Annotated in this window: 22 protein-coding genes, 1 tRNA gene and 1 other RNA gene; 11 read left to right on the plus strand and 13 right to left on the minus strand. The window is 67.9% G+C overall.

Annotated features, from left to right (window positions below):
• Positions 1–268: 268 nt before the first annotated feature.
• A complete protein-coding gene (locus tag AB0H50_RS10025; RefSeq protein WP_357449113.1) occupies positions 269–2,161 on the minus strand; it encodes a VWA domain-containing protein in 1,893 nt (630 codons plus the stop codon).
• Between the two features lie 382 nt (positions 2,162–2,543).
• Between AB0H50_RS10025 and AB0H50_RS10030 the strand changes: the two genes are divergently transcribed.
• A complete protein-coding gene (locus AB0H50_RS10030; protein WP_357449114.1) occupies positions 2,544–3,035 on the plus strand; it encodes a hypothetical protein in 492 nt (163 codons plus the stop codon).
• Here the strand turns inward: AB0H50_RS10030 and AB0H50_RS10035 are convergent.
• Together AB0H50_RS10035 and AB0H50_RS10040 are read right to left on the minus strand one after the other, a co-directional pair.
• Positions 3,011–3,568: a TetR family transcriptional regulator gene (locus tag AB0H50_RS10035; protein WP_357449116.1), complete on the minus strand. Its 558-nt coding sequence runs from the start codon at positions 3,566–3,568 to the stop codon at positions 3,011–3,013. The genes AB0H50_RS10030 and AB0H50_RS10035 overlap by 25 nt on opposite strands.
• A 15-nt stretch (positions 3,569–3,583) precedes the next feature.
• Positions 3,584–4,546, minus strand: a complete 963-nt coding sequence (locus tag AB0H50_RS10040) for a helix-turn-helix domain-containing protein (protein ID WP_357449118.1) — start codon at positions 4,544–4,546, stop codon at positions 3,584–3,586.
• Between AB0H50_RS10040 and AB0H50_RS10045 the strand changes: the two genes are divergently transcribed.
• Both AB0H50_RS10045 and AB0H50_RS10050 read left to right on the plus strand, forming a co-directional pair.
• Positions 4,541–5,701 (plus strand): nuclear transport factor 2 family protein, encoded by a 1,161-nt coding sequence (locus AB0H50_RS10045; RefSeq protein ID WP_357449120.1) that lies wholly within the window; start codon positions 4,541–4,543, stop codon positions 5,699–5,701. The two genes, AB0H50_RS10040 and AB0H50_RS10045, sit on opposite strands and share 6 nt — an antisense overlap.
• Positions 5,702–5,860: 159 nt before the next feature.
• Positions 5,861–7,309, plus strand: coding sequence for a pyridoxal-dependent decarboxylase (locus AB0H50_RS10050; RefSeq protein WP_357449122.1), 1,449 nt, complete (start codon positions 5,861–5,863; stop codon positions 7,307–7,309).
• Positions 7,310–7,490: 181 nt separating this feature from the next.
• Here AB0H50_RS10050 and AB0H50_RS10055 read toward each other — a convergent pair whose 3' ends face one another.
• From AB0H50_RS10055 to AB0H50_RS10065, 3 genes are read right to left on the minus strand one after another with little or no spacing between them, the layout of a single operon-like run.
• Positions 7,491–9,041, minus strand: coding sequence for a multicopper oxidase domain-containing protein (locus AB0H50_RS10055; RefSeq protein WP_357449124.1), 1,551 nt, complete (start codon positions 9,039–9,041; stop codon positions 7,491–7,493).
• Between the two features lie 8 nt (positions 9,042–9,049).
• Positions 9,050–9,445 carry a hypothetical protein gene (locus tag AB0H50_RS10060; protein WP_357449126.1) on the minus strand — a complete coding sequence of 132 codons (396 nt, stop codon included), beginning with the start codon at positions 9,443–9,445 and terminating at the stop codon, positions 9,050–9,052.
• Positions 9,442–10,203: a GDSL-type esterase/lipase family protein gene (locus AB0H50_RS10065; protein ID WP_357449128.1), complete on the minus strand. Its 762-nt coding sequence runs from the start codon at positions 10,201–10,203 to the stop codon at positions 9,442–9,444. Before AB0H50_RS10065 ends, AB0H50_RS10060 begins: the two co-directional genes overlap by 4 nt.
• 79 nt (positions 10,204–10,282) lie before the next feature.
• Between AB0H50_RS10065 and AB0H50_RS10070 the strand changes: the two genes are divergently transcribed.
• A complete protein-coding gene (locus AB0H50_RS10070; RefSeq protein WP_357449130.1) occupies positions 10,283–10,876 on the plus strand; it encodes a helix-turn-helix domain-containing protein in 594 nt (197 codons plus the stop codon).
• A 148-nt stretch (positions 10,877–11,024) separates the two neighbouring features.
• On the opposite strand, the gene AB0H50_RS10075 is transcribed toward AB0H50_RS10070, so the two are convergent.
• Positions 11,025–11,112 (minus strand) — tRNA-Ser (locus AB0H50_RS10075).
• A 150-nt stretch (positions 11,113–11,262) separates the two neighbouring features.
• Here AB0H50_RS10075 and ffs point away from each other — a divergent pair.
• Both ffs and AB0H50_RS10085 read left to right on the plus strand, forming a co-directional pair.
• An RNA gene (ffs, locus tag AB0H50_RS10080) (signal recognition particle sRNA small type) lies at positions 11,263–11,357 on the plus strand.
• 233 nt (positions 11,358–11,590) lie between these two features.
• Positions 11,591–12,880 (plus strand): aminotransferase class I/II-fold pyridoxal phosphate-dependent enzyme, encoded by a 1,290-nt coding sequence (locus AB0H50_RS10085; RefSeq protein ID WP_357449132.1) that lies wholly within the window; start codon positions 11,591–11,593, stop codon positions 12,878–12,880.
• Between the two features lie 70 nt (positions 12,881–12,950).
• Here AB0H50_RS10085 and AB0H50_RS10090 read toward each other — a convergent pair whose 3' ends face one another.
• Positions 12,951–13,757, minus strand: coding sequence for a methyltransferase domain-containing protein (locus AB0H50_RS10090; protein WP_357449134.1), 807 nt, complete (start codon positions 13,755–13,757; stop codon positions 12,951–12,953).
• A 137-nt stretch (positions 13,758–13,894) separates the two neighbouring features.
• Between AB0H50_RS10090 and AB0H50_RS10095 the strand changes: the two genes are divergently transcribed.
• The 3 genes from AB0H50_RS10095 (at position 13,895) to AB0H50_RS10105 (ending at position 16,945) form a co-directional block, all read left to right on the plus strand.
• Positions 13,895–14,479, plus strand: a complete 585-nt coding sequence (locus AB0H50_RS10095; protein WP_357449136.1) for an HhH-GPD-type base excision DNA repair protein — start codon at positions 13,895–13,897, stop codon at positions 14,477–14,479.
• A gap of 115 nt (positions 14,480–14,594) precedes the next feature.
• Positions 14,595–15,311 (plus strand): hypothetical protein, encoded by a 717-nt coding sequence (locus AB0H50_RS10100; protein WP_357449138.1) that lies wholly within the window; start codon positions 14,595–14,597, stop codon positions 15,309–15,311.
• Between the two features lie 365 nt (positions 15,312–15,676).
• Positions 15,677–16,945, plus strand: coding sequence for an ROK family protein (locus tag AB0H50_RS10105; protein WP_357449140.1), 1,269 nt, complete (start codon positions 15,677–15,679; stop codon positions 16,943–16,945).
• A 68-nt stretch (positions 16,946–17,013) separates the two neighbouring features.
• Here AB0H50_RS10105 and AB0H50_RS10110 read toward each other — a convergent pair whose 3' ends face one another.
• Positions 17,014–18,639 (minus strand): DUF2207 domain-containing protein, encoded by a 1,626-nt coding sequence (locus AB0H50_RS10110; protein ID WP_357449142.1) that lies wholly within the window; start codon positions 18,637–18,639, stop codon positions 17,014–17,016.
• 77 nt (positions 18,640–18,716) lie between these two features.
• On the opposite strand from AB0H50_RS10110, the gene AB0H50_RS10115 reads away from it, so the two are divergent.
• Positions 18,717–19,877, plus strand: a complete 1,161-nt coding sequence (locus AB0H50_RS10115) for a neutral zinc metallopeptidase (RefSeq protein WP_357449144.1) — start codon at positions 18,717–18,719, stop codon at positions 19,875–19,877.
• 1 nt (position 19,878) lies between these two features.
• Positions 19,879–21,066 (plus strand): neutral zinc metallopeptidase, encoded by a 1,188-nt coding sequence (locus tag AB0H50_RS10120; protein ID WP_357449145.1) that lies wholly within the window; start codon positions 19,879–19,881, stop codon positions 21,064–21,066.
• Between the two features lie 51 nt (positions 21,067–21,117).
• On the opposite strand, the gene AB0H50_RS10125 is transcribed toward AB0H50_RS10120, so the two are convergent.
• From AB0H50_RS10125 to AB0H50_RS10140, 4 genes are all read right to left on the minus strand, one after another.
• Entirely contained in the window at positions 21,118–22,419 is a 1,302-nt protein-coding gene (locus AB0H50_RS10125) for an ammonium transporter (RefSeq protein ID WP_357449147.1), read from the minus strand.
• A 50-nt stretch (positions 22,420–22,469) separates the two neighbouring features.
• The gene (locus AB0H50_RS10130) at positions 22,470–23,159 is read right to left on the minus strand and encodes a TetR/AcrR family transcriptional regulator (RefSeq protein ID WP_357449149.1); all 690 of its coding nucleotides are present in this window, start codon (positions 23,157–23,159) and stop codon (positions 22,470–22,472) included.
• Positions 23,156–25,405: an MMPL family transporter gene (locus tag AB0H50_RS10135; protein ID WP_357449151.1), complete on the minus strand. Its 2,250-nt coding sequence runs from the start codon at positions 25,403–25,405 to the stop codon at positions 23,156–23,158. The genes AB0H50_RS10130 and AB0H50_RS10135 overlap by 4 nt, the downstream gene beginning before the upstream one ends.
• An 89-nt stretch (positions 25,406–25,494) precedes the next feature.
• On the minus strand, positions 25,495–26,319 hold the full coding sequence (locus tag AB0H50_RS10140) for a hypothetical protein (RefSeq protein WP_357449153.1): 825 nt from the start codon (positions 26,317–26,319) through the stop codon (positions 25,495–25,497).
• Between the last annotated feature and the right edge of the window lie 87 nt (positions 26,320–26,406).

Raw genomic sequence — 26,406 nt, forward strand, 5'->3', positions numbered from 1 at the left:
CGGGCGGATCGGTACGAATTCGGTACCGATCCGCCCGCGTTGTTTTGCAGAGGCTCCGGTGTCAGCGCGGAATCCGGCACCGGCGGCGTGCGACCGCGCCGTCGGTGCTCGCCGGAGCCGACGCGAGCTCAGATGGGCGACGGACAGCCGAGATCGTCGGCGACGCAGAGTGATTCCTGTGGATGAAGCGGACCGCTCAGAAGCTCCGCGCGGGCGGGTCGGCATGAGGTACCGATCCGCCCGCGCGGTTTGTGTATGGGCCCCGGTGTCAGCGCAGGGTCCGGCTCCGGCGGCGTGCGAGGGCGAGGCCGATGACCGCGGCGCCGACCGCGACGCCGACGACGGCCACCGCGGCGATCACGACCCACTTCGCCGGTGACGAATCTTCGCGCGCGCTGTCGGCGGAGTGCACGATCGGTTTACCGCTCGAGCCCGCGTCCTCGCCGAAGATGCCGCCGGTCTTCCCCGTCGTGTAGGCGGGGCCCGGTTCCGGGTTCCCGGCGACGGTCAGGTCGAGTCGCATGGGGACCGGGGTGCCGGCGCCTTCGGTGAAGGTCGAGCCCAGTTTGACCGCGATGTAGTACCAACCCGCGACCGATTGCTTCCGGACCACGGAATCGTTTGCGTCGCGGTTGGCATAGCGGATCGGCGCCGTGGCCATCGCCGGGTCGTTGGTCGGCAGTACGCCTGCGCTTCCGGTGTAAGCCGCTGTGTCGAAGTCGATTTCCTCGCCGAGCGGCGAATACAGAGTGGTGGCGATGTTCGAGATGACGTCGAGGCCCCGCTTCCCGTTCGCCTCGAAGTGCACCCGGTAGGCCAGGCCCTGACCCCAGTTCAGCCGAACCCGGTAGAAGACGTACTCGCCGGGCCGCAGCGTATCGGTGTAGCGGCCGCTGCCTTCGAGTGTCACCGCTTCGGTGAACGATCCGGCGCCTGTCACGGGGGTGCCCGGACCTGACGGTTCGACGAACGTCGTCTCGGTCGAGACGCCCGCTGGGCCGCGATCGGTGACACCCGGTTCGACGCCGACGATCAGCTCGAGCGGCAGCCGGGGCGGCACACCGTCGGAGACCCGGTCCCAGGTCAGCGTGAAGTAGTACCTGCCGCCGCCCTTGCATTTGCCGGTGCCTTGCTTGGTCGCGCCGTCCCAGGTCTGGGTGACGGTGAGGGCGACGCCGTCGCTGGACTTCGTCGCCTGTTCGGTCTCGAAGGACAGGCAGTCCTCGCCGTCGCGGCCGTAGACCCGCGACTGGACGGTGTTGAAGTCGTCGGTCACCGATACGCCGGACACCCGTGGGAAGGAGACGATGCCGGTGAAGTACGCGGTGGCCCCCGCGGGGACATCGATGGCGTAGTAGCGCGTCTCGCCGTGCCCGATGGTGTCCAGGTAGTGGCCCGCTCCGGCGACCGGCGCGTCGGCGTAGTTCCCAGCGCCGGTGATCGGTGTTCCGCTCGCGCGGTAGTCGCGCAGCGCCGCGGTGCTCACGCGCGGCAGGATCTCCTTCAAAGCGGGCCCGTCGACGGCGTCGTTGTACGTGCCGCCGGTGGCTTCGGCCATGCAGCGCAGCTGCGCGCGGGCGTTGCCGTCCACCGCGAATCCGATGGTGTGCACGACGAGATCGAGGCCCTGCTGCTTCAGTTCTCGCGCCACATCGCACGGATCGGGCGGCGAACAGGTGTCGTCGCCATCGGAGACCAGCACGATCGAACGCGGTCCGGACTTCGGCAGTGCCTGCGCGGCCTCGCGCAGCGCGGCGCCCATCGGGGTCCACCCGCGCGGCTCGATGCCGTCCACCGCGCTGATCAGCGCCGATCTATCGATGGTGTCGGGCTGCCGAAGCAATTGGACATCGCGGCAGCCTGCCGTCTTCTCCGCTTCGGTGTTCCCGGTGCCGGTGCCATAGGTGGTCAGCCCCACCTTCGCGGCAGCGGGCGCGGACTCCACGAACGTGCGGACGGCGTTCTTGGCCGCGCCCATCATGGTGCCCGCCGGGTCGGGACGTTGCATCGAACCGGAGGCGTCGAGGATCAGCATGGTGGGCGCGTACTGCGCGGCGTCATCGGCCTGCGCCGCCGCTGGCAGCGCGAGAGGCGCGCCGACGACCACGCTCGCTGCGATGGCCGCGGTGAGCTTGGAAAATATCGACATAACGCCGGGCACGCTACCGGCCGCACCAGCGCTCCTCCAGTCGAAACCGCTGCATGCCCGTATTTCTCGGGTCGGCGTGGGGTGCGAAACCGCAGGTAGGCGAAGGCAGGTGCAGCCGGGCACGCACCGACGATCGGGGCGGCGTTCACGATCCGCCTGCCGTGCCGCGCACGTCGGCGCGGGGCTGCGAACCTGCGAAGTCGCGGCCCTCCCAACCGGGACGGGCAATGGGTACCCGACCGCACCGTCCCTCCGCTGACAGTCCAGTCGCCGCAAACACGCCCTGCTTGGCCACCTTTCGCCAAATTCGGGCCAGGTTGCCGGTTCATGAGCGCGCGGCGCCGCCAGCCTCCGTACAGTCCTGTATGGAAGGGGCGAGAGGTGGCGATGCGTCGTGAAGATCGTGGGTTCGGTGTCTTCGGAGAAGACGAGGGTCCGGTTGCTGTTCGCCGCCGCGATACTGATGGTGATTGTCGCGGTCGTGCACGAGGCTGTGGGGTATTTCTGGTACGTCGATCCGCTGGTCGAGGACGCGTCGGGAATACCGAACAGCGTGGAGTCCGGTTCTGAGGGTCAGCCGGTCATGATGGCGGTGGCCATGTATCACTTTGTCGGATGGGTGTTCCTGGTGATGGGATTGGCCCCCGGCTGGGCCGCCCGATTGATGCGTGGCGGCGAGTACCGGACGGCGCGGGCGCTACTTGTGGTCACTCTGGGCTTGTTGTGGGCGATGGTCGCCACGTTCGTCGTGGTCAACGTAGCGTTCCGCGGGCTCGATGACATTCTGATCCTGGCGCAATGGACCTTCTTTGTGCCGTCGCTGCTCCTGGTCCACCTGGCTCTGCGCGGAATGCCGGCGAGTCAGGCCGAGCGGGTGAGCAGATGAAGCAACGTGTCGAGATAGTCGGTGTCGCGGTAGGCAGTTGGGGTGGCGCGGCGGGCCTGAAAATGGCCGAGGTAGGACACGTGGAAGATGCGGGCGCGCTGCTCGCTCTCGCTCGGGTCGAACCCCAGTTCGCCGAAGATCTTGCGTAGCAACGTCAGTCGGGCTGCGGTGATTCGCTTCAGTACGGGCGCGACGAGCGCGTCGTCCGCATGAGTGGTCAGCGCGGCTTCGATGTTGGCGGTCTCGGGATGGCTGAAAGCGGTGGCAAAGATCGCTCGGAGTCGCGCGGTCGGGTCGTCCAGTGCTGCCAGTGCGGTCTCGACATCGGTGATGCCGTCTCTTTCCCACATGTCCAGCGCTGCTGTCAGCAGATCTCGGCGATCCTCGAAATGCCAATAGAAGCTGCCGCGGGTGGCGCCCAATTCGGGTGCCAGCCGGTCGACTCGGACCGCGGCGATTCCGCCCTTGCCGATCGCATCGAGGGCAGCGCGCGCCCAATCGGCACGGGTGAGAAGCTTCTCTCCTTTCCGCATGGCCACCACCCGACACTACGCGGGGTTGGCGGTCTGAAATGTGGTGCGGTAGGCCTGCGGTGAGATCCCGACGAGGCGGGTGAAGTGGTAGCGCAGTGTGTTCGAGGCCCCGAACCCGGTTTCTTCGGCGATTCGGTCTATGGGCATGGCGGTGGTTTCGAGCAGCTGTTGGGCACGGTTGGCGCGTGCGCGGAGCAGCCACTGTAGCGGTGTCGTGCCGATCTGGGCGCGGAAGTGCCGGTTGAGGCTTCGGATACTGGTTCGGGCGTGGCGGGCAATGTCGTGCAGGGTCAACGGGTGATGGAGGTTGGCTTCCATCCAGTCCAGCGTGTCCTGCAGGAATGCGTCATGGCCGCGGGGGTCGGGGTACTCGATGAACTGTGCCTGACCGCCGTCGCGTTGCGGGGGCATGACGATGCGCCGCGCCGTGGCGGCGGCCCGGGCGGCGCCCAGGTCGTGCCGGAGCATATGCAGGCAGAGGTCGAGTCCTGCAGCGACACCGGCGGAAGTGAGCACTAGGCCGTTATCGATGAACAGCACGTCGGGGTCGACATCGATCCGCGGATAGCGTTGGGCCAGTTCGGCGGCGTGCTGCCAATGGGTCGTCGCCCGCTTCCCGTCGAGCAGGCCGGTCGCCGCCAGGGTGAACGCGCCGATACAGACCGACGCCAGCCGGGTTCCCCGCGCGGCGGCAGCGCGGAGTGCGTCGAGCGCGGGCTCTGGCGGCTGGGCGAGGTAGTCGACGCGGCTGGGAATGACGATCGTGTCCGCGTCGATCAGGGTGTCCAGGTCCCACTCGGTGTGCAATCGGACAGCGCCGAGACCGGCATCGGTGGACGCGCTGCGGCCAGGCGCGGCGATCCGAATGTCGTAATGGTCGCTGCCGATGGCTCTGTTGGCAGTCCCGAAGACCTGACCTGGGATGGCGAGCTCGAAACCGACGACGCCATCGAGTGCGAGAACCGCGACGATATGCACGGCCAGAATTTAGCGCATATCGGCATTCTGGCCACTGGTTGGGTTGTGCTGCGGGCAGCAGGATTTGAGCCGGAGCAACCCAACGAGCTAGGAGTGCCCACTGTGGCTGATGATTTGCCTGACTTCTACACCGAGTTCCGGCTTCCCGAGACCGCGCTGGCGACAGCGGCGTATCGGTTCGCCGAACAGACCGAACCTGCATTCGTGTTTCACCACAGCGTGCGCAGCTTCATATACGCCCAGGCGCTGGCCGAGCGGCGCGGGCACGTGCCAGCTGTCGACTACGACGAGGAGTTGCTGTTCCTCGGCTGCGTCCTGCACGACCTCGGTTTGACCGAAAACGGCAACTGCGATCAGCGATTCGAAGTCGACGGAGCGGACGTGGCCGCTGCGTTCCTGCGTGAGCACGGGGTCGATCAACGCCGGATCGACACGGTATGGGACGCGATCGCCTTGCACAGCAGTGAGGGGATCGCAAGCCGCAAATGCCTCGAAGTCGCGCTGACCCAGGCCGGCACCGGCGCCGATGTGCTCGGACTCGACCGCGAAAGCCTGCCCGCCGATTTGGTGGAGCGAGTGCACGCCGTATTACCGCGGGCCGATATCGGCTACGCCTTGACCGATGCGATTGTGGCGCAAGCTATCGGGAAACCGAGCAAGGCCCGCCCCATGACCTTCCCGGGCGAGTTGGTGCGCAGGCACTTGCCGATCGGGACTATGCCGAACTGGCATGATCTGATGGCACAGAACGGGTGGGGGGATCGGCCCGTTGGCGCCCGCACCGAGGGCTCGGCCGGTACTCCGGAAGAGCTGGGCCTGTTGTTCATGAAGAACCTGGCCGCAGGTGACCTGGAGGGCTTGGTGTCGTTGTACGAACCGGAAGCGACGTTCGTGCCGGCTCCGGGTGTTGTCGTCTCCGGTGCCGAGACAATCCGAGACAGCCTCCGGGGCTACATCGAGCGCGGTGCGCGTATCTCCCTGGAATTGCGAAAGATTCACACTGTCGGGGATGTGGCGGTGCTGTCCAGCCTCGCCACGGCTACCGGTGTGGGTCCGGGCGGGGAGGAACTCACCACAACGACGACCGAGGTGGCGCGGCGGCAGCCGGACGGCCGCTGGCTGTACGTGGTCGACGATCCGTTCTTCGCAGCCTGACCGCGACCCGTGCACCCCGGACCGAACGCGTAGCCGGGCGAGTGACGCCTCTGGTGTGAAGTCGCTTGTGCGGTAGCGTGTTTCGGCTTGGCTCGAATTGGGTGAATCATGGCTTTTCCGCCGCTTCCTGCCACCGCGCTACCCGGAGATGCTGGAGTCATGGCGAAGATCATGAACCCCGGACCGCTGGAATTGGCCGCCGACGAGGCCGGTCGGCTGCTCGCGTCGGCCGCCGATCTCGTGCTCCGGTATGCCGAGGAGGTGCCGGACGGTCCGGTGGCGCCCGGCGAGGCGGGTAGCGACCGTATTCGGGAGTGGTTGGCGGATTACGACTTCCGTACACCTCGCCCGGCCGAGGAAGTGCTGCCCGAGGTAATGGGCGCGTTGCGGCGGTGGGGTGTGCAGACCGCTCATCCGCGGTATTTCGGCTTGTTCAACCCGACTCCCACCTGGTGGGGTGTGGCAGGCGAACTGCTCGCCGCGGGTGTCAACCCACAACTGGCGGCGTACAGCCATGCTCCTGCGGCGGTCGAGATCGAGCGGCATGTGCTGCGTTTCCTCGCCGACCGGCTCGGGTTGCCGGAAACGTCGGAAGCCAGTTTCACGGTTGGGGGCGCGGAGGCGAACTTGACCGCGGTACTTGTCGCGCTGACCCGCCGTTTCCCCGGCTTCGCCGAGCGTGGTCTGGCCGGGGTGCCCGGACGGCCGGTGTTCTACGCCTCTGCCGAGAGCCATCTGGCGTGGTTGAAGATCGCCCACCTCACCGGGCTCGGTCGCGAGGCTGTGCGGCTGGTGCCGGTCGATATCCGGCACCAGCTCGATCCGGTGCGGTTGCGCGAGCTGTACGAGGCGGACATCGTCGCCGGGCACCTGCCCTTTCTACTGGTCGGCACCGCTGGAACGACCGGCGGTGGAATCATCGATCCGCTCGGCGAATTGGCCGGGCTGGCTCGTGCATGGGGCATGCACTTCCACGTCGATGCGGCATGGGCGGGTGCGGTGGCTCTTTCCGATCGGCTGCGGCCGCTGCTGGCGGGCGTGGCGGCGTCGGACAGTGTCACGGTGGACGCGCACAAATGGTTGTCCGCACCCATGGGTGCGGGAATGTTCTTCACTCGGCACCACGGCGCGTTGGCGGAGACCTTCCGTGTGAGCACCGCGTTCATGCCCGACGCGGACGGGGGTGGGGACCCGTACACCACCAGCGTGCAGTGGTCACGCCGCTTCGCTGGACTGAAGGTCTTCCTGGCCATGGCCGCGGTGGGCGAGCGTGGGTTCGCGGCCCAGGTGGAACGCGACGTCGCACTGGGCGAGCTGCTTGCCAGTCGGTTGGCCGAGACCGGGTGGCGGCAGATCAACGAGACCCCACTTCCGGTCGTCTGCGTCGTCGACTCCGACATAGACGCGACGGGATCCGAGCGCAGTATGCGCTGGCATACCGCTGTTGCCGAACACGTGGTGCGCAGCGGGCAGGCGTGGATCGCCCCGATCGGCCTCGCCGGACGCCCTGCCCTCCGGCTGTGCATCACGAGCTACCGCACCCAGCCACACGACATCGACCGAGTGGTCGCCGCCCTGGACAAGGCCCGCGCCGCGATCCGCGCATGAACAAGGTGCGGATGCTCGACACGGTCACCCCTCGGTGTCGCGCTCATGTGGCGCGCTGACTGAGCCCTCGGAACAAGCGGTCCGTCGACCGCTTGTCGGCCAGCAGGTCCGCTGCGGCGGTCAGGACCTCGGTGAGCTATCCGGCCAGCTAGTGCCTCCTCATGCGGTGGAGGCGCCGAGCTCATTCGGTGACGAAATCGGCCATCATCGCCATGTCCTCGTGTTCGAGGTTGTGGCAGTGCAGCATGAAATTGCCCGGGTGATCGGTAAATCGGACGAGGATCTCGACCGCTTCGGACGGGCGCACGTCCACTGTGTCCTTCCAGCCTGCGTCGAACGGGCCCGGTGACCGGTTGTTTCGCGACAACACCTGGAACGGGTCGAGGTGGACGTGCACCGGATGGTGGAAATCGCTGACGAAACGCCAGATTTCGGTATCCCCGAGCCGGGGGCGGGCCAGCGCCCGGCCTGGTTGGTACGCCAGACCGTTGATGGTCCAGCCGTGGTCGGGCCGCAGTTGGAAATGGAAAGATCGGGTCGTCGTAGCGCGATTCGGGTCACGGTTGGGTGCACTGCTGCTCAGTCGTTCAGGGAGGTAGGTGTCGTCGCGAACGGCGGTTTCCGTGATGTCGAAGCACATCACCTCGGCCGTTGTGCCCGCGCCGAGGCGGTTCACCAGCCGAACTCGCGTGCCAGGCCGGTAGCGGGCGAAATCGACGATGATGTCGAATCGTTCGGCGGGCGCGATCTCCAGGGCGTCGTGGCGGATCGGCCTCGCGAGCAGGCCGCCGTCGCTGCCGATTTGCACGAGCCCTCCGCCGCCCGGTGGCTGCGGATCCAGTTCGAGCCGGTATCGACGCGCGTTGGAGGCGTTGAGCAACCGGAGTCGGTACCGCGCGGGACTGACCGGCGCGACCGGCCATGGCGCTCCGTTGACCAGGATGACGTCGCCGAGCACGCCGTTCATGTATTCGTCCTGTACGCCGTGGGTGCGCAGCGTCGGGTCGAGCAGCGGGTACAGGAACGAACCGTCTTCGGCGAAGGATCGGTCCGCGATCATCAGGGGAATGTCGCGTGGTCCGGTGGGCAACGGGAGAGCATCTTCTTCGTCGTCGTGTATGAGATGGAAACCGGCCAGCCCCTGCCACACCGCATGGCCGGTGAAGCCATGCCGGTGATCGTGGTACCAAAGGGTGGCCGCGCGTTGCTGATTCGGATACGTGTAGTCGCGTTCGCCATGGCGCACCGCGCCCGGATGATGATCGGTATGCCCGCTGGTCATGGGATCGGAGTGTCGACCCGCGGGCAGGATCAGGTCCATGGGGTAGCCGTCGCTGTCGGCCGGGGTGTGACCGCCGTGCAGATGGACCACCGTCGGTTGCGGCAATTCGTTGCGGTGCCGGACCACGGTGCGTCGACCCGACCGGGTCACGATGCTCGGTCCGGGAAAGGTGCCGTGATAGGTCCAAGCCCGAGTCCGCAAGCCGGGAACGATGTCGAGATCGGCCTGCTGCTGAATGATTTCGAAGTAGTCGGTGGTCGCGTCACTGCGTACCGGCTCGAGCACCGGCGGTTTCGGCAGCGGCACCTGATACGGTCGCGGCAGTGGCACTCGGCTGGTGAGCAGGCGTCCGGGTTCACCGGGACCGAGCAGTCGACCGCCTGCGAACCATCCGGTGGCCGCGACTCCGGTGGCCGCGATCGCCGAACCGAGAAATCCGCGGCGAGTCATGCGGGAGCTCACCGGATTTCGCTCGATTCGGATCGCCAACTGCGGGCCGCGACGATCAGGACACCGATCGCCAGCAACACCGCGAGCGGAACATGCACGGTCAGGATTCGATGATGGCCGAGCGGAATCAATACTGCGGCAACAAGAGTCTGCGCCAGACTCGCGACCATCAACTGAACCGCACCGGAACCCATCCGCCAGGCCAGCGCGGCGACGGCGGTCTGCAGCAATAGCGCGGCGGTCGTCATCCCGCCGTTGCGGGCGTGGGCGGCGAGCGATTCAAAGTTACCCGACAGGAAACTGCCTGCCAGCGCGGCCTGTAGCAGCACGAGCGTGGCGACTCCGGTAGCGACGATCCGGAACGAGATCACCGGCCAACGCCGGGTGGTATCGATCGTTGTCATCGGGCAATCGCTGACTGCCGCACCGGAATGCCGTCGACGCTCGCGCAGAACTCGGCAACGAGATCGGCGATTATCGTTGCGCCGCAGGTGTTCTGATGAATCATATCGGTGGTCAGCGCGAGGCCGCGGCGGCGGGCGATGGTGTCGAACGAGCGGCGCAGCACGAAATGCTGTGTCGCGGCGAGGGCCGACAGCATCCGGCCGTCCCGGAATCGAATACCCGGCACGTGTTTCGCGGCACGCAGGTGAGCGAGTTGCCGTTCGTTGAGCGGGAGATAGGTGACCCCGTTGGCCTCCGAGATCTCCTGGATCGCCGCGCTGTATTGCGCGGAACGCTGAACGGCCTCCGAGCCGATTTCCTCGCCGAGTACGGGCAGTGAAAGCAGCGCGATCCGCGCGTCGGTTTCGACGGTGAGCCGGTGCACAACAGCGGTGAGGTTCTCCCGGAACCAGTCGATGGTCGGCCGCGTCGGCAGCTTCTTCATCCGGGTCATCATGCGAATGTTCTTCTCGCTGAGGCTCGCATTGGCGTCGTTGGTGCCGATGAGCACGGTCACCACGTCGGGCCGCAGTGCGATCACCGAATCGAGGCGTTGTAGCGCGTTGTACGCGAGATCGCCATTGACGCCCATGTTGGTGAACCTGAAACGGGTTGCGGGCATTCGATTTTCGAGGATACCGAGGTAGTCCGCGCTGACCTGGCCGCGGGTGATGCTGTCGCCGAGGCAGACGACGTGGCGGGGATTGGTCGAGTCCATGACGGCTCCAAAGGTTGGTGAGTACTTACTAACCGCTATAGTGGGTGAGCACCCACTTACTTGTCAAACGGAGGCGCCAGTGAGTACTCGTGATCGGATGCTGGACGCGGCCGCGCATGTCATGCGCACCCGCGGCCTGGCCCGCACGACCACCAAGGAGATTGCGAAGGCGGCCGGTTACTCGGAAGCGGCGCTGTACAAGCACTTTCGCGACAAGACCGACCTGTTCCTCGCCGTCCTCGTCGAGCGCGCGCCGACCAACCTCGGGTCCGCGGTCGCCGGTTTGACTCAGCGGGCCGGACAGGGCTCGGTCCAGGAAACCTTGGAGCAGGTCGCGCGCGGGGCCCTCGCCTTCTACCGCGTCGGTTTCCCGATGGCCGCCTCCCTGTTCGCCGAACCCGATCTGCTGGCAGCCCACCGCGCCGCACTGCGCGACCGCGGCGCAGGCCCTCAATACATCGGCATCGCGGTGGCCGCATACCTCACCGCCGAACGTGACCTCGGCCGCATCCGCTCCGACGCCGACCCCGACGCGGCCGCCGCTCTCCTGATCGGAGCCTGCCTCCAGCACGCGTTTCTGAGCAGCTTCGCCGGTGAGCCCGCCGACCAGGATGCCACCGACCAGATCGCGACGGCCCTGGTCCGGACCCTGATGTCCGGTCTGAACCCCTGAGTCCGGCGACCCACCCCGGTGTCGTCCCAGGCGAATGTGCCAACCGCGCTGACCTACAGGCTCTCAACCATGTCGTGCGTGGTCGGCGTTGTCGGTCAACAAAAAACAGCAGGTCGGGACACTGAAAATGTGTCCCGACCTGCCGTTGTGGCGGAGGATAGGGGATTTGAACCCCTGAGGGCGTTAACCCAACCCGCGTTCCAGGCGAGCGCCATAGGCCACTAGGCGAATCCTCCGTGGAGCAGCATACCGGTTGCCCCCGGTCGGACGCCAAATTGCCCCGGTGAATCGATGGTTTGTCCTGGTCGGGCCGGGTGTGGAGGCCGGAGCGTATGGGTCGGAACGGCCCCATTCGGATGGAGCGGGGATGACCCGCTACACTGGCCGACGGATCCCGCGCGGCGCGCATCCTGTGAACTCCCCCAGGGCCGGAAGGCAGCAAGGGTCAACGGGCTCTGCCGGGTGCGCGGGGTCCCCTATATTTCCGGCCCCGGGTTCGGGCACTCGCCGTCAGTCCACTGATATTTCGGGAACGGCGCAGCCGCAGTAGTCCGTCATCGGACCGCGCGGAGCCCCAGCCAGGCAAACGACCCAGCGTAGGCAAAGGTACGCCTCCAATTCCGAGCAACACACGGGTAACGTGGTCAACGGTCCACCGACGGTCGTCGGCACGGACGAACCACGCCCCTTCGCTGCTTCGAAAGGCTGCTCAGGATGCCCCGGCAAACGCAGATCGGTTTGATGAGCCACGAGGAGCTCGTGTCGGAACACGAGTCCCAGACCGCGAACTACGCGACGCTCCAGACCGAGAAGCTCACGCTGGACCTGACGAGGGGGAAACCTTCGCCGGAACAACTAGACCTATCGGTGGAGCTGCTCTCCCTGCCCGGCGAAGGCGACTACCGGGACGCCACCGGCACCGACTGCCGCAACTACGGTGGGTTGCACGGTCTCCCGGAGCTGCGCGCCATCTTCGGTGAGCTGCTCGGCATCCCGGTGGAGAACCTGCTGGCGGGCAACAACGCGAGCCTCGAGCTGATGCACGACGTCATCACCTACGCGATGCTCTACGGCACCAACGATTCCGAGCGTCGCTGGGCGGCCGAGCCCGCGCTGAAGTTCCTCTGTCCCGCACCGGGTTACGACCGGCACTTCGCGATCACCGAGGCGCTCGGCTTCGAGATGATCCCGATCCCGATGCGCCACGACGGTCCGGACACGCATCGCATCGCCGAGCTGCTCGCCGCCGACCCGCAGATCAAAGGTCTGTGGGCGGTGCCGAACTACTCCAACCCGACCGGTGTGGTCTTCTCCGAAGAGGTTGTGCGGGAACTGGTTTCGATGCCCGCCGCGGCCCCGGACTTCCGGCTGTTCTGGGACAACGCCTACGCTGTGCACCCGCTGACCGACACCGCGGCGCCCGTGTTCGATGTGCTCGGCCTTGCCGCGGCCGCCGGAAACCCGAACCGGCCCATCGTCTTCGCCTCCACCTCGAAGATCACCTTCGCGGGCGCGGGCGTCAGTTTCCTCGGCGGGTCCGCCGCGAACCTGGACTGGTACCTCTCGCACGCGTCGAAGAAGAGCATCGGCCCCGACAAGATCAACCAGCTGCGCCACCTGCGTTTCTTCAAGGACGCCGAGGGCGTGCGCGCGCACATGCAGAAGCACCGCGAGATCCTGGAGCCGAAGTTCGCCCTGGTGCTGAAGATCCTGGAGGACCGGCTCGGCGCGTCCAAGGTCGCCTCGTGGACCGAGCCGAAGGGCGGTTACTTCATCAGCCTGGACGTGCTCGAGGGCACCGCGGCACGGGTGATCGCGCTGGCCAAGGACGCGGGCATCGCGCTGACCGCGGCGGGTTCGGCCTTCCCGTACCGGAACGATCCGGAGGACAAGAACATTCGCATCGCCCCCAGCTTCCCGAAGCTGCCCGAACTGGAGAAGGCGATGGACGGCCTGGCCACCTGCGTGCTGCTGGCGGCCACCGAGAAGCTGCTCGGCAAGTAGCCGGCACAGAGAACGAGCGACGGCCCTCCGCACACCGGTGCGGAGGGCCGTCGTTTGCCCGAGGCTCGGCTCAGTGCGGCTTGTGCGCCAGCACCGCGAACATCGTCACCGACAGATGGATGTCGCCGGTGTCGGCGCCGCGCTCGAGGTCGGCGAGCAACCGGTCGCGCTGGGCCTCGGTGATGGCGCCGCGTGCCACCGCCATGGCCGAGATACGGGTGACCAGCGAGCCGGGGCCCACGCTGCGGTCCTGCACGAGCGCGTGTGAGCCGACGTCGTCGATCACTAGACCGGCCTGGGTGAGCAAGCCGGGTAGCCTGCGGCCGGACAGCGGGTTGGTGGTGGCCGAGACCAGCGTGTCCAGCACCTGGCGGACCACCTGCCGGTCGCCGGGATGCACGATCGCGGTGTCCCAGTCGACGTCGACCACCACGGCGCGGCCGCCGGGGCGCAGCACCCTGGCGATCTCGTTCGCCGCGCGGCCGGGCGCCGTGAGGTGCTGGAAGACGCGCTCGCAGAGCACCGCGTCGAAGGTGTCGGCGCCGAACGGGATGCCGTAGGCGTCGCCGGAGTGGAACTTCGCGTGCGAGCCGAGCTGGGACGCGCGGCGCTCCGCCGAGGCGAGCAGATTCGGGTCGGGTTCCACGCCGACCGCCTCGCCGGTCGGACCGACCGCGTCGGCGAAGACGAAGGTCTCCGAACCGGTGCCCGAGCCGACGTCGACGGCGTGTTCGCCGGGTTGCAGCGCGAGTGCCTCGTGCGCCCAGGTGCGCAGGCGCCGGATGCCGGGTAGGGCGGCCTGCAGGTCGCGCACGTCGACCAATTGATCCCTGCCCGCCCTGTCGAAGCGATCCGGACGCAATGAATAAGTGTCCATGGGCGCGTGTCCGTCCCTAGGTACTGCCGTCGTCTGAGGCATGGCCAGAGCCTACGCGCGGCTGTGGCGTGCCGCACAGCTGGACGCGGGTGAGATGATCGACGGACGAACGCGCCGACAAACCGAAAGGAACGACGGTGACCGTCACACTGTGTCTCGCGCAGGAACCGGAGGCCGACAAGCTCCTGTCGGAGGACCCGTTCGCTCTGTTGACGGGCATGCTCCTCGATCAGCAGTTCCCACTCGAACACGCCTTCCGCGGTCCGAAGAAGATCGCCGACCGGATGGACGGGTTCGACATAACCAAGATCGCCGAAGCCGATCCGGAGGCGTTCGAGGAACTCGCCGCGACGCCGCCCGCCATCCACCGCTACGGGCGGTCCATGGCGCGGCGCACCCAGGAATTGGCGCGTTTCGTCGTCGAACACTACGACGGCGACACCGCGGCGATTTGGACGAACGGCGATCCGGACGGCAAGGAAGTGCTGCGCAGGCTGAAGGCATTGCCGGGCTACGGCGACCAGAAGGCGCGTATTTTTCTCGCACTTCTCGGCAAGCAACTCGGAGTGCGCCCGAAAGGCTGGGAAAAGGCGGCGGGCGCTTACTCGGAGAAGGACTCGCGACGCTCGGCCGCCGACATCACCGACGCTCAGTCCCTGCTGGAGGTGCGTGCGTTCAAGAAGCGGGTGAAGGCGGAGGCGAAGGCCGCCGCGGCGAAATAGCATTCGCCCGCCGATTGCCCATTCGGATCTTGTTGCATTTTTTTCTCGTCCGAAACCAGCCGGTGCTCGATAGTGTTCCCTCGAACACGCTCCATCGGATGAGGGACAGCAGTACATGAGAATCAGGAAACTCGCCGTGGTCGCGGCACTCGTGACCATGGCGACCGGCGTCACGGCGGGAACCGCGGTGGCCGGTCCGGAGACCCCCGCCGGGGACGTCATCGACTTCACCGCCACCCAGACCGAAACCGCCGCGATCATCAGCACCGACGCGGGCTCGCTCGTCACCGAGGACGGCGCGCTGAAGATCAAGGCCGCGGACGGCACCGTGGTCGCGGGCACGCCGTTGAAGTTCCGGCTCGACGAGTTCGAGTTCCCGATCGCGGCGCAGATCTCGGATCGCACCGCGACGCTGACGCCGCAGCTCGATCTCGACCACGCGACCTACAAGCCGGTCGCGCTGCCGTTCGAGGACAAGGCGCCGTGGAAGTCCGAGTACGACCGTGAGGTCGCGGCCTGGAGCCGGTTGACCAGCACCATCAGCATGGGTGCCACGATCGGCACGCTGGTCGGCGGTCTCGGCGGTGCCGCGGTCGGCTGCGTGGTGGGCGGCATCCTCGGCGGCGCCGCCGTCGGCGGCACCATCGTCGGATTGTTCGGGCCCTTCTTGCCCGCGGCGGCCGTCGGCTGCCTCGCCGGTGCGGCCGCGGTCGGCGCGCTCGGCACCATCGCGGGCCAGATCTTCGTGACGGCGCCGGTCGCCATCGGCGCGGCCATCCAGTACTTCTCGACAGTCAACGCGCCGTTCAACGCGCCGACTCCGGCGAAGTAGTCCATTCCCGCTTCCTCGGTCGTCACCGCCGTGGAAACCCGCCCCGCCCAATGCCTTCGGCTTGGGCGGGGCTTTGGCGTGCCCGCCTGCGACCAGGCAAAACGCTGTGGCCTCGAGCACCGGGACTTGTGGATGCTTGGTGCGCCGGTGAATTCGGTGTTACCTTTTTTTGTATGTCCTCCAGCAGCCGCTCCGCCTTGCGGGTCACCTACGTGACCGCCGCGCTCGGCCTGCGGCTGCCGCTGACGCGGGAGCTGTGTCGCTCCCGTCGTTGCAGCTGAGCCGCCCTTTCGGCGTGCGCGCTGCCTCGTCGCCGCTCGTGTAGGCACGTCCCGTTCGACGGGACTTCAGCAAGGACTCTTCATATGTCGATCCCTACCCTGGAACGTCCCGCTTCGCGGGTTGCTACCGGTCGTGTCCGCGTACAGCGTCCCGTCGTTGCGCCGGAACTCCGCATCTCCGACAATCCGGCGGCCGCCGTGCTGCGCGCCGCCACCGGCGGGCCGATTTCTCGCGACAATGCCGCGCGCGCAACGGGTTTGAGCATCGCGACGGTCAACCGTCAGGTGTCTTCCCTGCTCAGCACTGGTCTGTTGCGGGAGCGGCCGGACCTGACCACGTCGGGCGCGGTGGGCCGCCCACGGGTGCCGTTCGAGGTCGACTACGACACCTACCTGACCCTCGGCATTCACATCGGCGCCGCCGCGACCAAGATCGTGGTCGCCGACCTGCGCGGCCGGATTCTCGGTGGGCTGGCGATCGCCACCCCGCAGACGGGCCAGGAATTCGCGACCACCACCGTGGCGCGCAGCGCGAAAGCCTTTCTGCAGCGCTGGCATCGGCGAAAACCGCTGTGGGCAGGCGTCGCGATCGGTGGCCGCGTCGACCCGCTGACCGGCATGGTCGATCACCCCAAACTGGAATGGAAGGGCGCTCAGATCGGCGCCGTGCTGGGTGAAGTGCTGGAGCTGCCGGTCTCGGTGGCGCCGCACGTCGAGGCGATGGCGGGCTCCGAATTGCTGCTGCCGACCGCGGAACCGCCCGAGGGGCAGCAGCGCGGCAGCAGCCTGTACTTCTACGTGCGCGAAACCGCGGGCATCGCGGTCACTCTCGACGGCCGGGTGCACACCCCGAGCAACGGTCCCGGTTCGATCGCGCATCTGCCCACCGGCTCCGACGTCGAGTGCACCTGCGGCAGGCGGGGTTGCTTGGAGGTCACCGTGGGTGACCGGGCGCTGCACGCACGGGCTGTCGGGCGCGGAATCATCCCGGCGTACAACGGGACCGCGGGGTCCACCATCGCGGACCTGTACCGGGCGGCCGCGGCCGGTTCGGTCCCGGCGCGCGAGCTGCTCGCGGAGCGGGCGGTCATGCTCGGCAGCACCGTCGCGCTGGTGCGCGACATGCTGAACCCGGATCGCGTCATCCTCGGCGGGCAGGCGTTCACCGGCTACCGGCCCGGCATCGCGCACGTCGCCGAGTCGTTCCGGCGGAGCTCCACCCTCCCGCCGACCGATATTCGCCTCAGCGGATTCGGCGGCAAGGTCCAGGAATTCGCCGCCGTGGTGGCCTCGCTCAGCGCGCTCTACGCCGATCCGCTCGCCGCCATGCGACGCACCACGTTCGCCGACTGACACCGAACTCGAAAACCTCGAAAGGCCGGGTCCTCCTCGGAGAACCCGGCCTTTCGACGTGTATTCGGTCAGCGGGCCGACGAACCGGCGAACAAACCCTCGAGCGCCGTGATGAAGAACGGGAAGTGGGCGGCGAAGCGGTGCAGGTTCTGGTCGCGTTCGAAGCTGCCGAACCAGTAGAGGCCCGGCTGGGCGTCGGCGGCCGGATTCAGGTCGCGGAACGCGCGGATCCAGTTGTCGGCGCGGCCGCCGATGACGGTGAACGGCAACGCGCGGGAGAACACCGTCTCTTGATCGGTCGGCGGAATCTGTTCGCGCCGAGTGGCATCGAGGCCGCGCTGCAAGGCGCGCACCTGGGAGGACAGCTTGCGGCCCGCCTGGGTGCGCAACGGTAGGTACTTGGGCATCAGCACGGTCGCCACGCCGGCCAGCAGGATCGCGACGCCGACCAACGCGGAGCCTGCGGTGACGGCCAGACCCACGGTGGCGGCGATGCCGGCCACGATGAGCGCGCCGCCCACCCAGACCGGCAGCCCGATGCGGGACCGGTCGGCGAAGGCGCCACGCCGCACCGCGTCGTCCACCATCGCCCGGCGGATCTGCTCGGCCTGCACCCGTCCTGGCGCGCGCAATTCGCCGACGGTGACCGAGTCGGCTCCCTCGGGCAGCAGCGCCGTGTACACCGCCTTCTCGTAGTCGCGCAGCTGATCGTCGGCGGCGTTCACCCGGTTGATGCGCCAGTCGCTGTCGCTGATCGGCGTCACCCAGATGTAGCGGCGCACCGCGAAATCGACCACGGTGGCGGCGATATCGATGGCGTCCGCGTGCTCGTCGAGCAGCAGACCCGCCTCACCGGGCAGGATGCCCTCGGGCGAGGTGAACTGCACCTGGTTGCCGTCGCGCAGCAGCGGGTCGACGGTATCGGAACCGGTTCCCGCCGCGGCGTTCTCGCGACGCGCGCGCAACACGAAGACGGCCAAGCCCGCCAGCGCGAGCAGCAGCACGCCGAAGGCGGCCAGCACCGGAGTGGTCACCGAGAACGGACCTGGCGCGCTCTCGTCATCGATGTCGGCGTTGGCGGGGACGGTGCCCGGCGGCAGCTGCAAAGTCAGGTCGATGGCGTCGCCCTTGTGCAGATCGGTCTGCTCCAGCCAGAGCACGCCGTCGGACTCGATACGGACGTCGGCGCACGGCCTCGTGTTGCCCGGCGGCCCGAGTTTGCAGTCCAGAATGGCCATTTCGTAGCTCGGGCTGATCACCGACGCGCTGATGGAGGCGATGTCGGTATTCATCACGCCGAGCCAGTGGAACACCTGGGTGCCGGGCGCTTCGCTGACAGTGTTGTGGATCGAGTACTTGTAGCTGGACTCACCGGGTTTGGCGTCGATGGTGAGCTGATCGTTGGCGACCGTCGCGGTGCCTGCGCCCTGCGCGTCGATATCGGTGACCTCGAAGCGCCGTTGCACGTCGTCGCGCAACTGAAGGCGCAGCGGCAGTGACATCTTGAACGATCCGCCGGGTGGCACGGTCACCGTCTCGTCGACTTCGAGCACGCCCTCGCGGCTGAGCTTCAGATCGGCGACGATGGTCACGCCCTCCGGCGTCGGTTCGCTCTGGGCACCCGGCGCGGTGGCCACCAATCCCGCGGCGGCGAGAATCAGCGCGCCAGCGGCGGCCCCCCGAAATGTCAGCATGAGTGCCTACTCTAGACAGGTTGCTATTCTTCGTCAGCGGCTGTCGACGATCACCAGAGGCGAGGGGGTACGGGGGAGTGACCCAACCACCGTACGGTTATGGACCGGTTCCACCTGGTGGACACCCTGTTCCGCCGCCCGGCTACGGCCCGCGTCCTGGTTACGGGCCCCCGCCCGGATACCCGCCGCCGCCCGGCTACGGGCCGCCGCCGGGATACGCGCAGCGTCCGGGATACGCCCCGCCGCCGGGCTATTCGGCCCCGCCCGGCTACGGTCAGCCGCCCGGCTACGGTCAGCCGCCCGGGTATCGCCCGCCGATGCCGCCTCCGATGCCATACGGCCCGCCGGGCCGTCCGCCGCAGCCGCCGCGCAAGGGTGGCGGAAGCAAGATCGTCTCGTTGCTGCTGGTCGTGGTGTTCCTGGTCGCCGGAGCGCTGGTGCGCACCGCGATTCGCAGCGACCGCAACGACCGCGCCTCCGGGCCGTCGTCGAGTTTCACCTACACACCCGACGGCTCCCAGGGCCCCGCGGAGACGGGTAACAACCCGCTGCTCACCGATCCGAACGCGACGCTGATCCCGGCCGACTGCAACTACACCCCGTGGAGCACGCAGGTCGAGACCGCGCGCAAGTTCTTCGAGACCGCGGCGGGCTGCCTGGAGTCGGCGTGGAAACCGGTGCTGCAGAAGGCGAATCTGCCGTTCACGCCGCCGACGCTGAACGTCAGCGCCTCCACCGCGGGCATCTCGACGCCGTGCACCGGCACCACCACCAACTTCGCCGCGTTCTACTGCCCGGCGAACAAGACCATCTACATGCCGATCAGCCAGTTGCAGACCGAACTGTTCAAGGACAACTGGGTGGTCTACCTGTCGGTGTTCGCGCACGAGTACGGCCACCACGTGCAGGCCGTGTCGGGGATTCTGCGCAAGGCCAACAGCGAGCGGGTGGACGCGGGCACGCGCAGCCAGCGCGGACTGGAGCTCTCGCGGCGAATCGAGTTGCAGGCGCAGTGCTTCAATGGCATGTTCCTCGGCTCCTCCGAGGACGGCGGATCGCTCACCACCACGCAGATCGGCGTGGCGCGGCGGGACGCGCACGGCCGCGGCGATGGACCGACCGACGCGCGCGACCACGGGTCATCGGAGAACAGCGGCGACTGGTTCGAAGAGGGCGTGGACAAGAACCGCACCAACCAGTGCAACACCTTCACCGCATCGGCAGGCAGGGTGAGCTGAGATGACGACGCCGCCTTACGGTTACGGACACCAGCCGCACTATCCGCCGCCGTACGGCCCGCCGCCGGGTTACGCGCCGCCGCCCGGATATCCGCCCCCGGGCTACCCGTACCCAGGGCACGCGCCCCCGCCCTACGGGCCGCCGCCGGGCTATGCGGTTCCGCCCTACGGCCCACCGGGTTACGGGCGTCCCTATCCGCCGCCTCGGCGCGGCGGCGGAGCCGGCGCTGTCTTCGGAGTGCTCGGGATCTTCCTCATGGTCGGCGCGCTGCTCGCCGCGGCGGTCGCGGTGGCGAGCACCGAGAACGAGAACGACCGCAGGACAACGGCGTACACGCCGAGCTACACCTATACGCCGACGATTCCCTCGTCGTCCGCGGCGACGACCACGTCGGCGGCCCGTCCGACCACCGCGGCGAGCAGTCCGGTCCGGACCACCTCGGCCACGCCGACCAGACCAGCCGGGCCGCAACCGGTCGCGAAGCTCGGCGATCATCCGCTGTTCACACACGCGGACACGGGGTTGAACAACATTCAGTGCACGTTCTCGCGCTGGGCTCCGAATGTGGCCGCGGCCCAGGCATTCTTCCAGTCGGCTTCCACGTGTCTCGGCCAGATGTGGAAAGCGCTGCTCGACTACGAGAAGCTGCCGTTCTCGCCGCCGAACATCAGCGTCCCGGCCCGTGGCGTCGACGCGGTCTCGCCGTGCACCAGCTCGGGCGGCAACTACGCGGCGTTCTACTGCTCGATGAACAACACCATCTATATGCCGCTGGACAAGATCCAGACCAACTTGTACGGCGACAACTGGGTCATCTACCTGATGGTGTTCGCGCACGAGTACGGCCACCATGTCGAGGCGATCACCGGTATCTCGAAGAGAACGCACGAGGAGCGATACAACGCGGGGCCGCGCAGCGCGCGGGGCCTCGAGTTGTCGCGCCGCCTGGAGTTGGGCGCGCAGTGCTTCGGCGGGATGTTCATCGGCTCGTCCGCCTATGTCGGCTCGGTCTCCGGGGCGCAGGGCGAGAACACGGTGCGGGACAACTACACCCGCGGCGACAACCCCGGTGACGCACGCGACCACGGATCCAAGCAGAACTACGGTCTCTGGTACGAGTACGGCTACCGGAACAACCGCGTCCAGAAATGCAATTCCTGGGCCGCCTCGGCCGACGCGGTGTCCTGAGCTGTACCGACGAGGTCCGGCCCGGCGGCGCCGGACCTGCTAGCCGGTCGCTCAGTCCGCGTCCCGATCGTGCGGTGTGTGTCCGCCGCCGATGCCGAAGTGTCCGCGCGGCGAATGTCCGTGCACCCCTTCGGCGTACGCGGTCTCCGCGTGCAGCGCGAAGTCGATGCCCGAGGTCTCGTCCTCCTTGCTGATCCGGAAGCCGATGACCCGGTCGATGCCCTTGCCGAGGGCGAACGAGACGCCGAAGGCGTATGCCGCGACCACCACCGCGCCGAGCAGCTGCTTGCCGAGCTGGGTGAGCCCGCCGCCGTACAGCAGACCTTCCACGCCGCCGGTCATCACCTGACTGGCGAGCAGGCCGATGAGCACCGTGCCGACCACGCCGCCGACGAAGTGCACGCCGACCACGTCGAGGGAGTCGTCGTAATTGGCCTTGAACTTCCAGCCGACCGCGAAGGAACACACCGTGCCCGCTGCGAGTCCGACGACGACCGCGCCGATGGTGTCGACGTAACCGCAGGACGGAGTGATCGCCACCAGGCCGGCGACGACGCCGGACGCGGCGCCGAAGGTGGTCGGGTGTCCGTCGCGTACGCGCTCGACCGCGAGCCAGCCGAGCATGCCGAGGCAGCCCGCGACCAGGGTGTTCAGGAACACGGCCGCCGCGAGACCGTTGGCGTTCAGCGCCGAGCCCGCGTTGAAGCCGAACCAGCCGAACCACAGCAGGCCCGCGCCGAGCAGCACGAACGGCAGGTTGTGCGGTCGCATCGCGTCCACCTTGAAGCCGATGCGCGGGCCGAGCACCAGCGCCAGCGCCAGCGCGGAGCCGCCGGAGGCGATCTCCACCACCAGGCCGCCCGCGTAGTCCAGCGCGCCGAACTTCGCCAGCCAGCCGTCCGGTCCCCACACCCAGTGCGCGATCGGCACGTACACGGCCAGCGTCCACAGCGGCACGAAAACCATCCAGCCGGAGAATTTGGCCCGGTCGGCGATTGCGCCGCTGACCAGCGCCGCGGTCAGGATGGCGAAGGTGAGCTGGAAGGTGGCGTAGAGCAGTTCCGGCACCGTGCCGCGCACCGTGGTCGGGTCGATGCCCGCCAGACCGACGTGCTCGAGCGTGCCGATCAGTCCGCCGCCCGCGTCGGGCCCGAAGGCCAGGCTGTAGCCGAACAACAGCCAGGTCACCGTGACGAGCGGGATGGCGATGAAGCTCATCATCAGCATGTTGAGCACGCCGGTGGAACGAACCATGCCGCCGTAGAAGATGGCCAGGCCGGGTGTCATCAGCAGCACCAAGGCGGTGCTGCCGAGCAGCCAGGCGGTGGCCGCGGGATCGATGGTCGGTGGCATGGGGTAACTCCTTCTACGCGCGCGTGCGTCGCGAAGAAGTTACCGAATGCTCACGAGGTCGTCCGCCATTGCGGGAGGTTTTCGTCCAGCCAGGCGTCGAGCTCGTCGGGGCTCGGCGAGCCGCCGATCACATTCAGCACGGTGTGCCCGAGGCAGGCCGCGCACATGATGCGATTCGCCATCTCCTCGTGATCGCCCCACGGCAGATGCGGTTTGGCGATCAGCAGGGAGGCGATGCCGTGTGCGACGGTCCACATGTCGAGCACGATGGGCAGCGGGTCGCCCGGCGCGATCGAGCCCTCCGCCATGCACTCGCGCACCGTCGCCGCGAAATGCTGGAACGCGCCGCTCGTGAGCACCTGGTCCACCGCGCCGCCGCTCTCGGTCGGCCCCGTCGCCAGCCGGTACTGCTCCGGGTGCTCCAGCGCGAAGCGCACGTAGGCCAAGCCCAGGTCGCGGAGCCGGGTCATCGGCGATACCGCGGGGTCGGCGGCCGCGCGCATGGCCTCGGCCAGATCCTCGAACGCCTTGGCCACCGCCGCCTCGATCAGCTCTTCCTTGTCGGCGAAGTGCCGGTAGATGGACGGTGCGCTCACCCCGACCAGCTTGCTCACCTCGCGGATCGACACCGCGTCGGCCCGTCCGGTGCGCGCGAGCAATTCCGCTGTGGCGGCGAGTATCTCGGTACGCAGTTGGGCGCCGGAACCGCGCGGTGATCGAGGTCGACGGGGAAGAGTCATGTCCGTCCCGCGTGTTCCGGTTCCGGTGTGATGGCGTGCTGCTCGACGTCCTCGGCCAGGCCGATCCGATCGTGCAGCCGGGCAAGGGGTTTCGGCGCCCACCAGTTGGCCGTCCCGAGCAGGCGCATCAACGCGGGCGCGAGCAGGGCGCGGATGATCGTCGCGTCGACCAGCACGGTCAGGGTCAGGCCGAGACCCATCAGCTGCATGAACGAGACGTTCGAGGTGATCATCGCGCCCAACACGATAGCCATCAGCACCGCGGCGGCGGTGAAGATCCGGCCGGTGCGGGCAACGCCGATGGCGACGGCGCGGTCGTTGTCGTGCGTGCGCAGCCACTCCTCGCGGATCCGCGAGAGCAGGAACACCTCGTAGTCCATGGACAAGCCGAAGGCCAGGCAGAACATCAGGATCGGCATGGTCGGCACCATGTAACCGACGGCGGTGAAGCCGAGCAGGTTCGACAGGTGCCCCTCCTGGAACACCCACACCATCGCGCCGAAGGCGGCCGCGAGCGAGAGGGTGTTGAGCGCCAATGCCTTGATCGGCAGCACGACGCTCCCGGTGAACAGGAACAGCACCACCAAGGTGGCCAGCACGATCAACATGGCCGCCAAGGGCAGTCGATCATTCAGGGCGGCAAGCGAATCCGCGTTGACCGCGGCGGCCCCGCCGTACAGCGCGGGCGCGGGGGCCTGCACCGCCTCGATCGCACGCAGCTGACGTTCGCCTTCGGGGGAGAAGGGGTCGACGTGACTGACGACGGTGAGGTAGGTCCCGGTGTCGTTGGCCATACCGGGCGGCGCCACTCCCACTCGCGCGCCGTTCACGAAGGTTCCCGCGCTGGACAGCACGGCAGGCACGCTCGGCAACTGGGAGAGCTGGGCGGCGTAGGCGCCGACGTCCGCGGTATCGCCGGTGTAGCCGTCCAGCACGATCGTGGTGCTCGCGCCCGGATCGGCCTGCGGGAAGCTCGCGCGCAGCTCGTCGCCGACCTGCCTGCTTGTCGAAGAGGTGGGCAGCACCCGGTCGTCGGGGTAGCCGAATTTCACCGACAGGAACGGCGCGCCGAGGACGAGCAGCAGCGCGATGATCACCACGGCAATCGGCGCCGCGTGCCGCATCACCACCGTGACCAGCCGGTACCAGCCGGACTGCTCCGGCGGCACCGGGCCGGCGGGCGGCGCGAGCCGGAACAGCCGCCGCAGCGGGACGCGCAGATCGAGCGCGTTGACGCGGTACCCGAGCAGCACCAGCGCGGCGGGCAGGATCACGATCGCCGCCGCGGCCGCCGCCGCGACCACCGCGACGCCCGCGTAGGCGAAGGACCGCAGGAAGTACAGGTTGAACACGCTCAGCGCGGCCAGCGACAGCGCGACGGTGAGCGCGGAGAACAGCACCGTGCGTCCCGCGGTCTGCACGGCCCGGATGGTGGCCGCCGTCGGATCGAGGCCGTTGCCCAGTTCCTCGCGGTACCGGCTGACGATGAAAAGGCTGTAGTCGATCGCCAGGGCCAGGCCGAGCGCGGTCGTCATGTTCAGCGCGTAGATGGACACGTCGGTGACGAACGTGAACAACCGCAGGATGGCCAGAGTCGCCGCGATCGCGAACAGACCGACGGCCAGCGGTAGCGACGCCGCGACCAGGCTGCCGAACACCAGGATGAGCACGATCATCGACAGCGGTACCGCGATGCCCTCGGCGATGGCCAGGTCGCGGGTGGTCTGCTCGTTGACGTCGTGATAGATCGCGGCGATGCCGCCCTGGCGCACGGTTATGCCGTCGCTGGCGCCGGTGAGCCGGTCGGTGAGTTCGCCCGCGATCTTCTGGACCTCGGTTTCGTCGCCTTCGAGGAAGGCGGCGATCAGCGCGCTCGACCCGCCGTCATTGCTGCGCAAGGCGGTCGAGAAGGGCAGCGGGGTGGTCCAGTAGGACTGCACGGCGGTCACGTCGGGGCGGGCGCGCAGTGCGTCGACGAGCCGGAGGCCGGTGGCGCGCGCGGCGGGACTGTCGACGCCGTCCTCGGCGCTCACCAGCAGGACGAAGTTGGGCGATGCCCCGCCGAAATTCTCCGAGAGGATCCGGTTGACCTGCGATGATTCGGCATCGTTCGAGACGAATCCGCCGGACTTCAGGTGCGCGGCCGCGGTGGCGCCGAAGAGTCCGCACCCGACTACCAAGGCCAGCGCGGTGATCAGGATGACGCGCGGGTATCGCGTGGTCGTCCGTGCGATCCGATAGAGCATCGCGGCTCCCCTCCATGAGTTAACGCGGTTAGCGTAACGCTGTTAACTCATCGATGTCGAGGGGCGAAAAGCAGTGGCCGGGAAATCACTCAGCTGCGGTTCTTGCGCGTCAACGCGCGCCGGCCGCGCCGACCGGGGATCAGCAGATCGTCCTCGACGACGACCCACTCGGCGGTGGTGAGCCACAGCTCCTGCGCTCGCGCGTCGGCGGTGTCGTGGAAGACGCGGCGGCCGCGGTCGTCGCGCAGGTCGTGCGCGATGCTCGACCAGCGCGGCGGACGGCCGTGCTCGTCGAGATGGGCGGCGAGATGTCCGGCGACCAGCGTTCCGATGGCGTTGACCGGCCGCAGCGAGACCCGGTTGCCGTATTTGGCGGCGTGGAAACGCCTTGCCGCGCAGAGGGACTGCGGATTCGCGTTGGACGCGATCCAGCCCGCTCGCTGGGCGCGCTCGATCAGCCACAGGTGTTTGACCGCGTTGGGTGCGATGACGCCGATGCGTTCCTCGAGCAGCGCCGTCACCGGTTCGGAGGAGAGGATGTCGCGGCGGATCGGACCGACGCCGTGCGTCATCCAGTGCTCGTGTGCGAGACGGGCGAGGACCCGGCCGAAGTCGTCGATGCTGCGCTGGGCGCGGCGGCCGAGCCGTTCGATGCGTTCGGCCTCGCGACGCATCTCGTTCTGCGCGGTGAGGGTGCGTATTGCGGCCATGGTCGGCACCTGGCCGCGTTCGAGCAGCTCCAGAATGGCCGAGGCGGTGGCGGGATCAGCGGCGGCGGTTACCGGCAGCGAATCGCGTTTGAGCGCGAATTCCTGGGGGCTGATGGCGCGGCTGAGCAGTCCGACGGCGGCTCGATCGCCCGCGAAGTCGGTATGGGAGAGCCAGGCGGCGGCGATGTCCTCACACGACGGCACGTAGAACGGTCCTCCGATATACGCGGTGGGGAGTTCGGCGATGTCGCACGGGGCCGAAAGATATTCAGGTTGTGCCCCGGCCGGGAT

The organism is Nocardia sp. NPDC050793 (genome assembly GCF_040654065.1).
In the GTDB taxonomy this organism is placed as follows: Bacteria; Actinomycetota; Actinomycetes; order Mycobacteriales; family Mycobacteriaceae; genus Nocardia.

What these genes read in the sequence shown, in the direction of transcription:
- AB0H50_RS10035 (WP_357449116.1), bottom strand. Translation starts at nt 3,568, where the DNA reads ATGCGGAAAGGAGAGAAGCTTCTCACCCGTGCCGATTGGGCGCGCGCT.
- AB0H50_RS10045 (WP_357449120.1), top strand. Translation starts at nt 4,541, where the DNA reads ATGCACGGCCAGAATTTAGCGCATATCGGCATTCTGGCCACTGGTTGG.
- AB0H50_RS10050 (WP_357449122.1), top strand. Translation starts at nt 5,861, where the DNA reads ATGGCGAAGATCATGAACCCCGGACCGCTGGAATTGGCCGCCGACGAG.
- AB0H50_RS10055 (WP_357449124.1), bottom strand. Translation starts at nt 9,041, where the DNA reads ATGACTCGCCGCGGATTTCTCGGTTCGGCGATCGCGGCCACCGGAGTC.
- AB0H50_RS10060 (WP_357449126.1), bottom strand. Translation starts at nt 9,445, where the DNA reads ATGACAACGATCGATACCACCCGGCGTTGGCCGGTGATCTCGTTCCGG.
- AB0H50_RS10065 (WP_357449128.1), bottom strand. Translation starts at nt 10,203, where the DNA reads ATGGACTCGACCAATCCCCGCCACGTCGTCTGCCTCGGCGACAGCATC.
- AB0H50_RS10085 (WP_357449132.1), top strand. Translation starts at nt 11,591, where the DNA reads ATGCCCCGGCAAACGCAGATCGGTTTGATGAGCCACGAGGAGCTCGTG.
- AB0H50_RS10090 (WP_357449134.1), bottom strand. Translation starts at nt 13,757, where the DNA reads ATGGACACTTATTCATTGCGTCCGGATCGCTTCGACAGGGCGGGCAGG.
- AB0H50_RS10100 (WP_357449138.1), top strand. Translation starts at nt 14,595, where the DNA reads ATGAGAATCAGGAAACTCGCCGTGGTCGCGGCACTCGTGACCATGGCG.
- AB0H50_RS10105 (WP_357449140.1), top strand. Translation starts at nt 15,677, where the DNA reads ATGTCGATCCCTACCCTGGAACGTCCCGCTTCGCGGGTTGCTACCGGT.
- AB0H50_RS10110 (WP_357449142.1), bottom strand. Translation starts at nt 18,639, where the DNA reads ATGCTGACATTTCGGGGGGCCGCCGCTGGCGCGCTGATTCTCGCCGCC.
- AB0H50_RS10120 (WP_357449145.1), top strand. Translation starts at nt 19,879, where the DNA reads ATGACGACGCCGCCTTACGGTTACGGACACCAGCCGCACTATCCGCCG.
- AB0H50_RS10125 (WP_357449147.1), bottom strand. Translation starts at nt 22,419, where the DNA reads ATGCCACCGACCATCGATCCCGCGGCCACCGCCTGGCTGCTCGGCAGC.
- AB0H50_RS10130 (WP_357449149.1), bottom strand. Translation starts at nt 23,159, where the DNA reads ATGACTCTTCCCCGTCGACCTCGATCACCGCGCGGTTCCGGCGCCCAA.
- AB0H50_RS10135 (WP_357449151.1), bottom strand. Translation starts at nt 25,405, where the DNA reads ATGCTCTATCGGATCGCACGGACGACCACGCGATACCCGCGCGTCATC.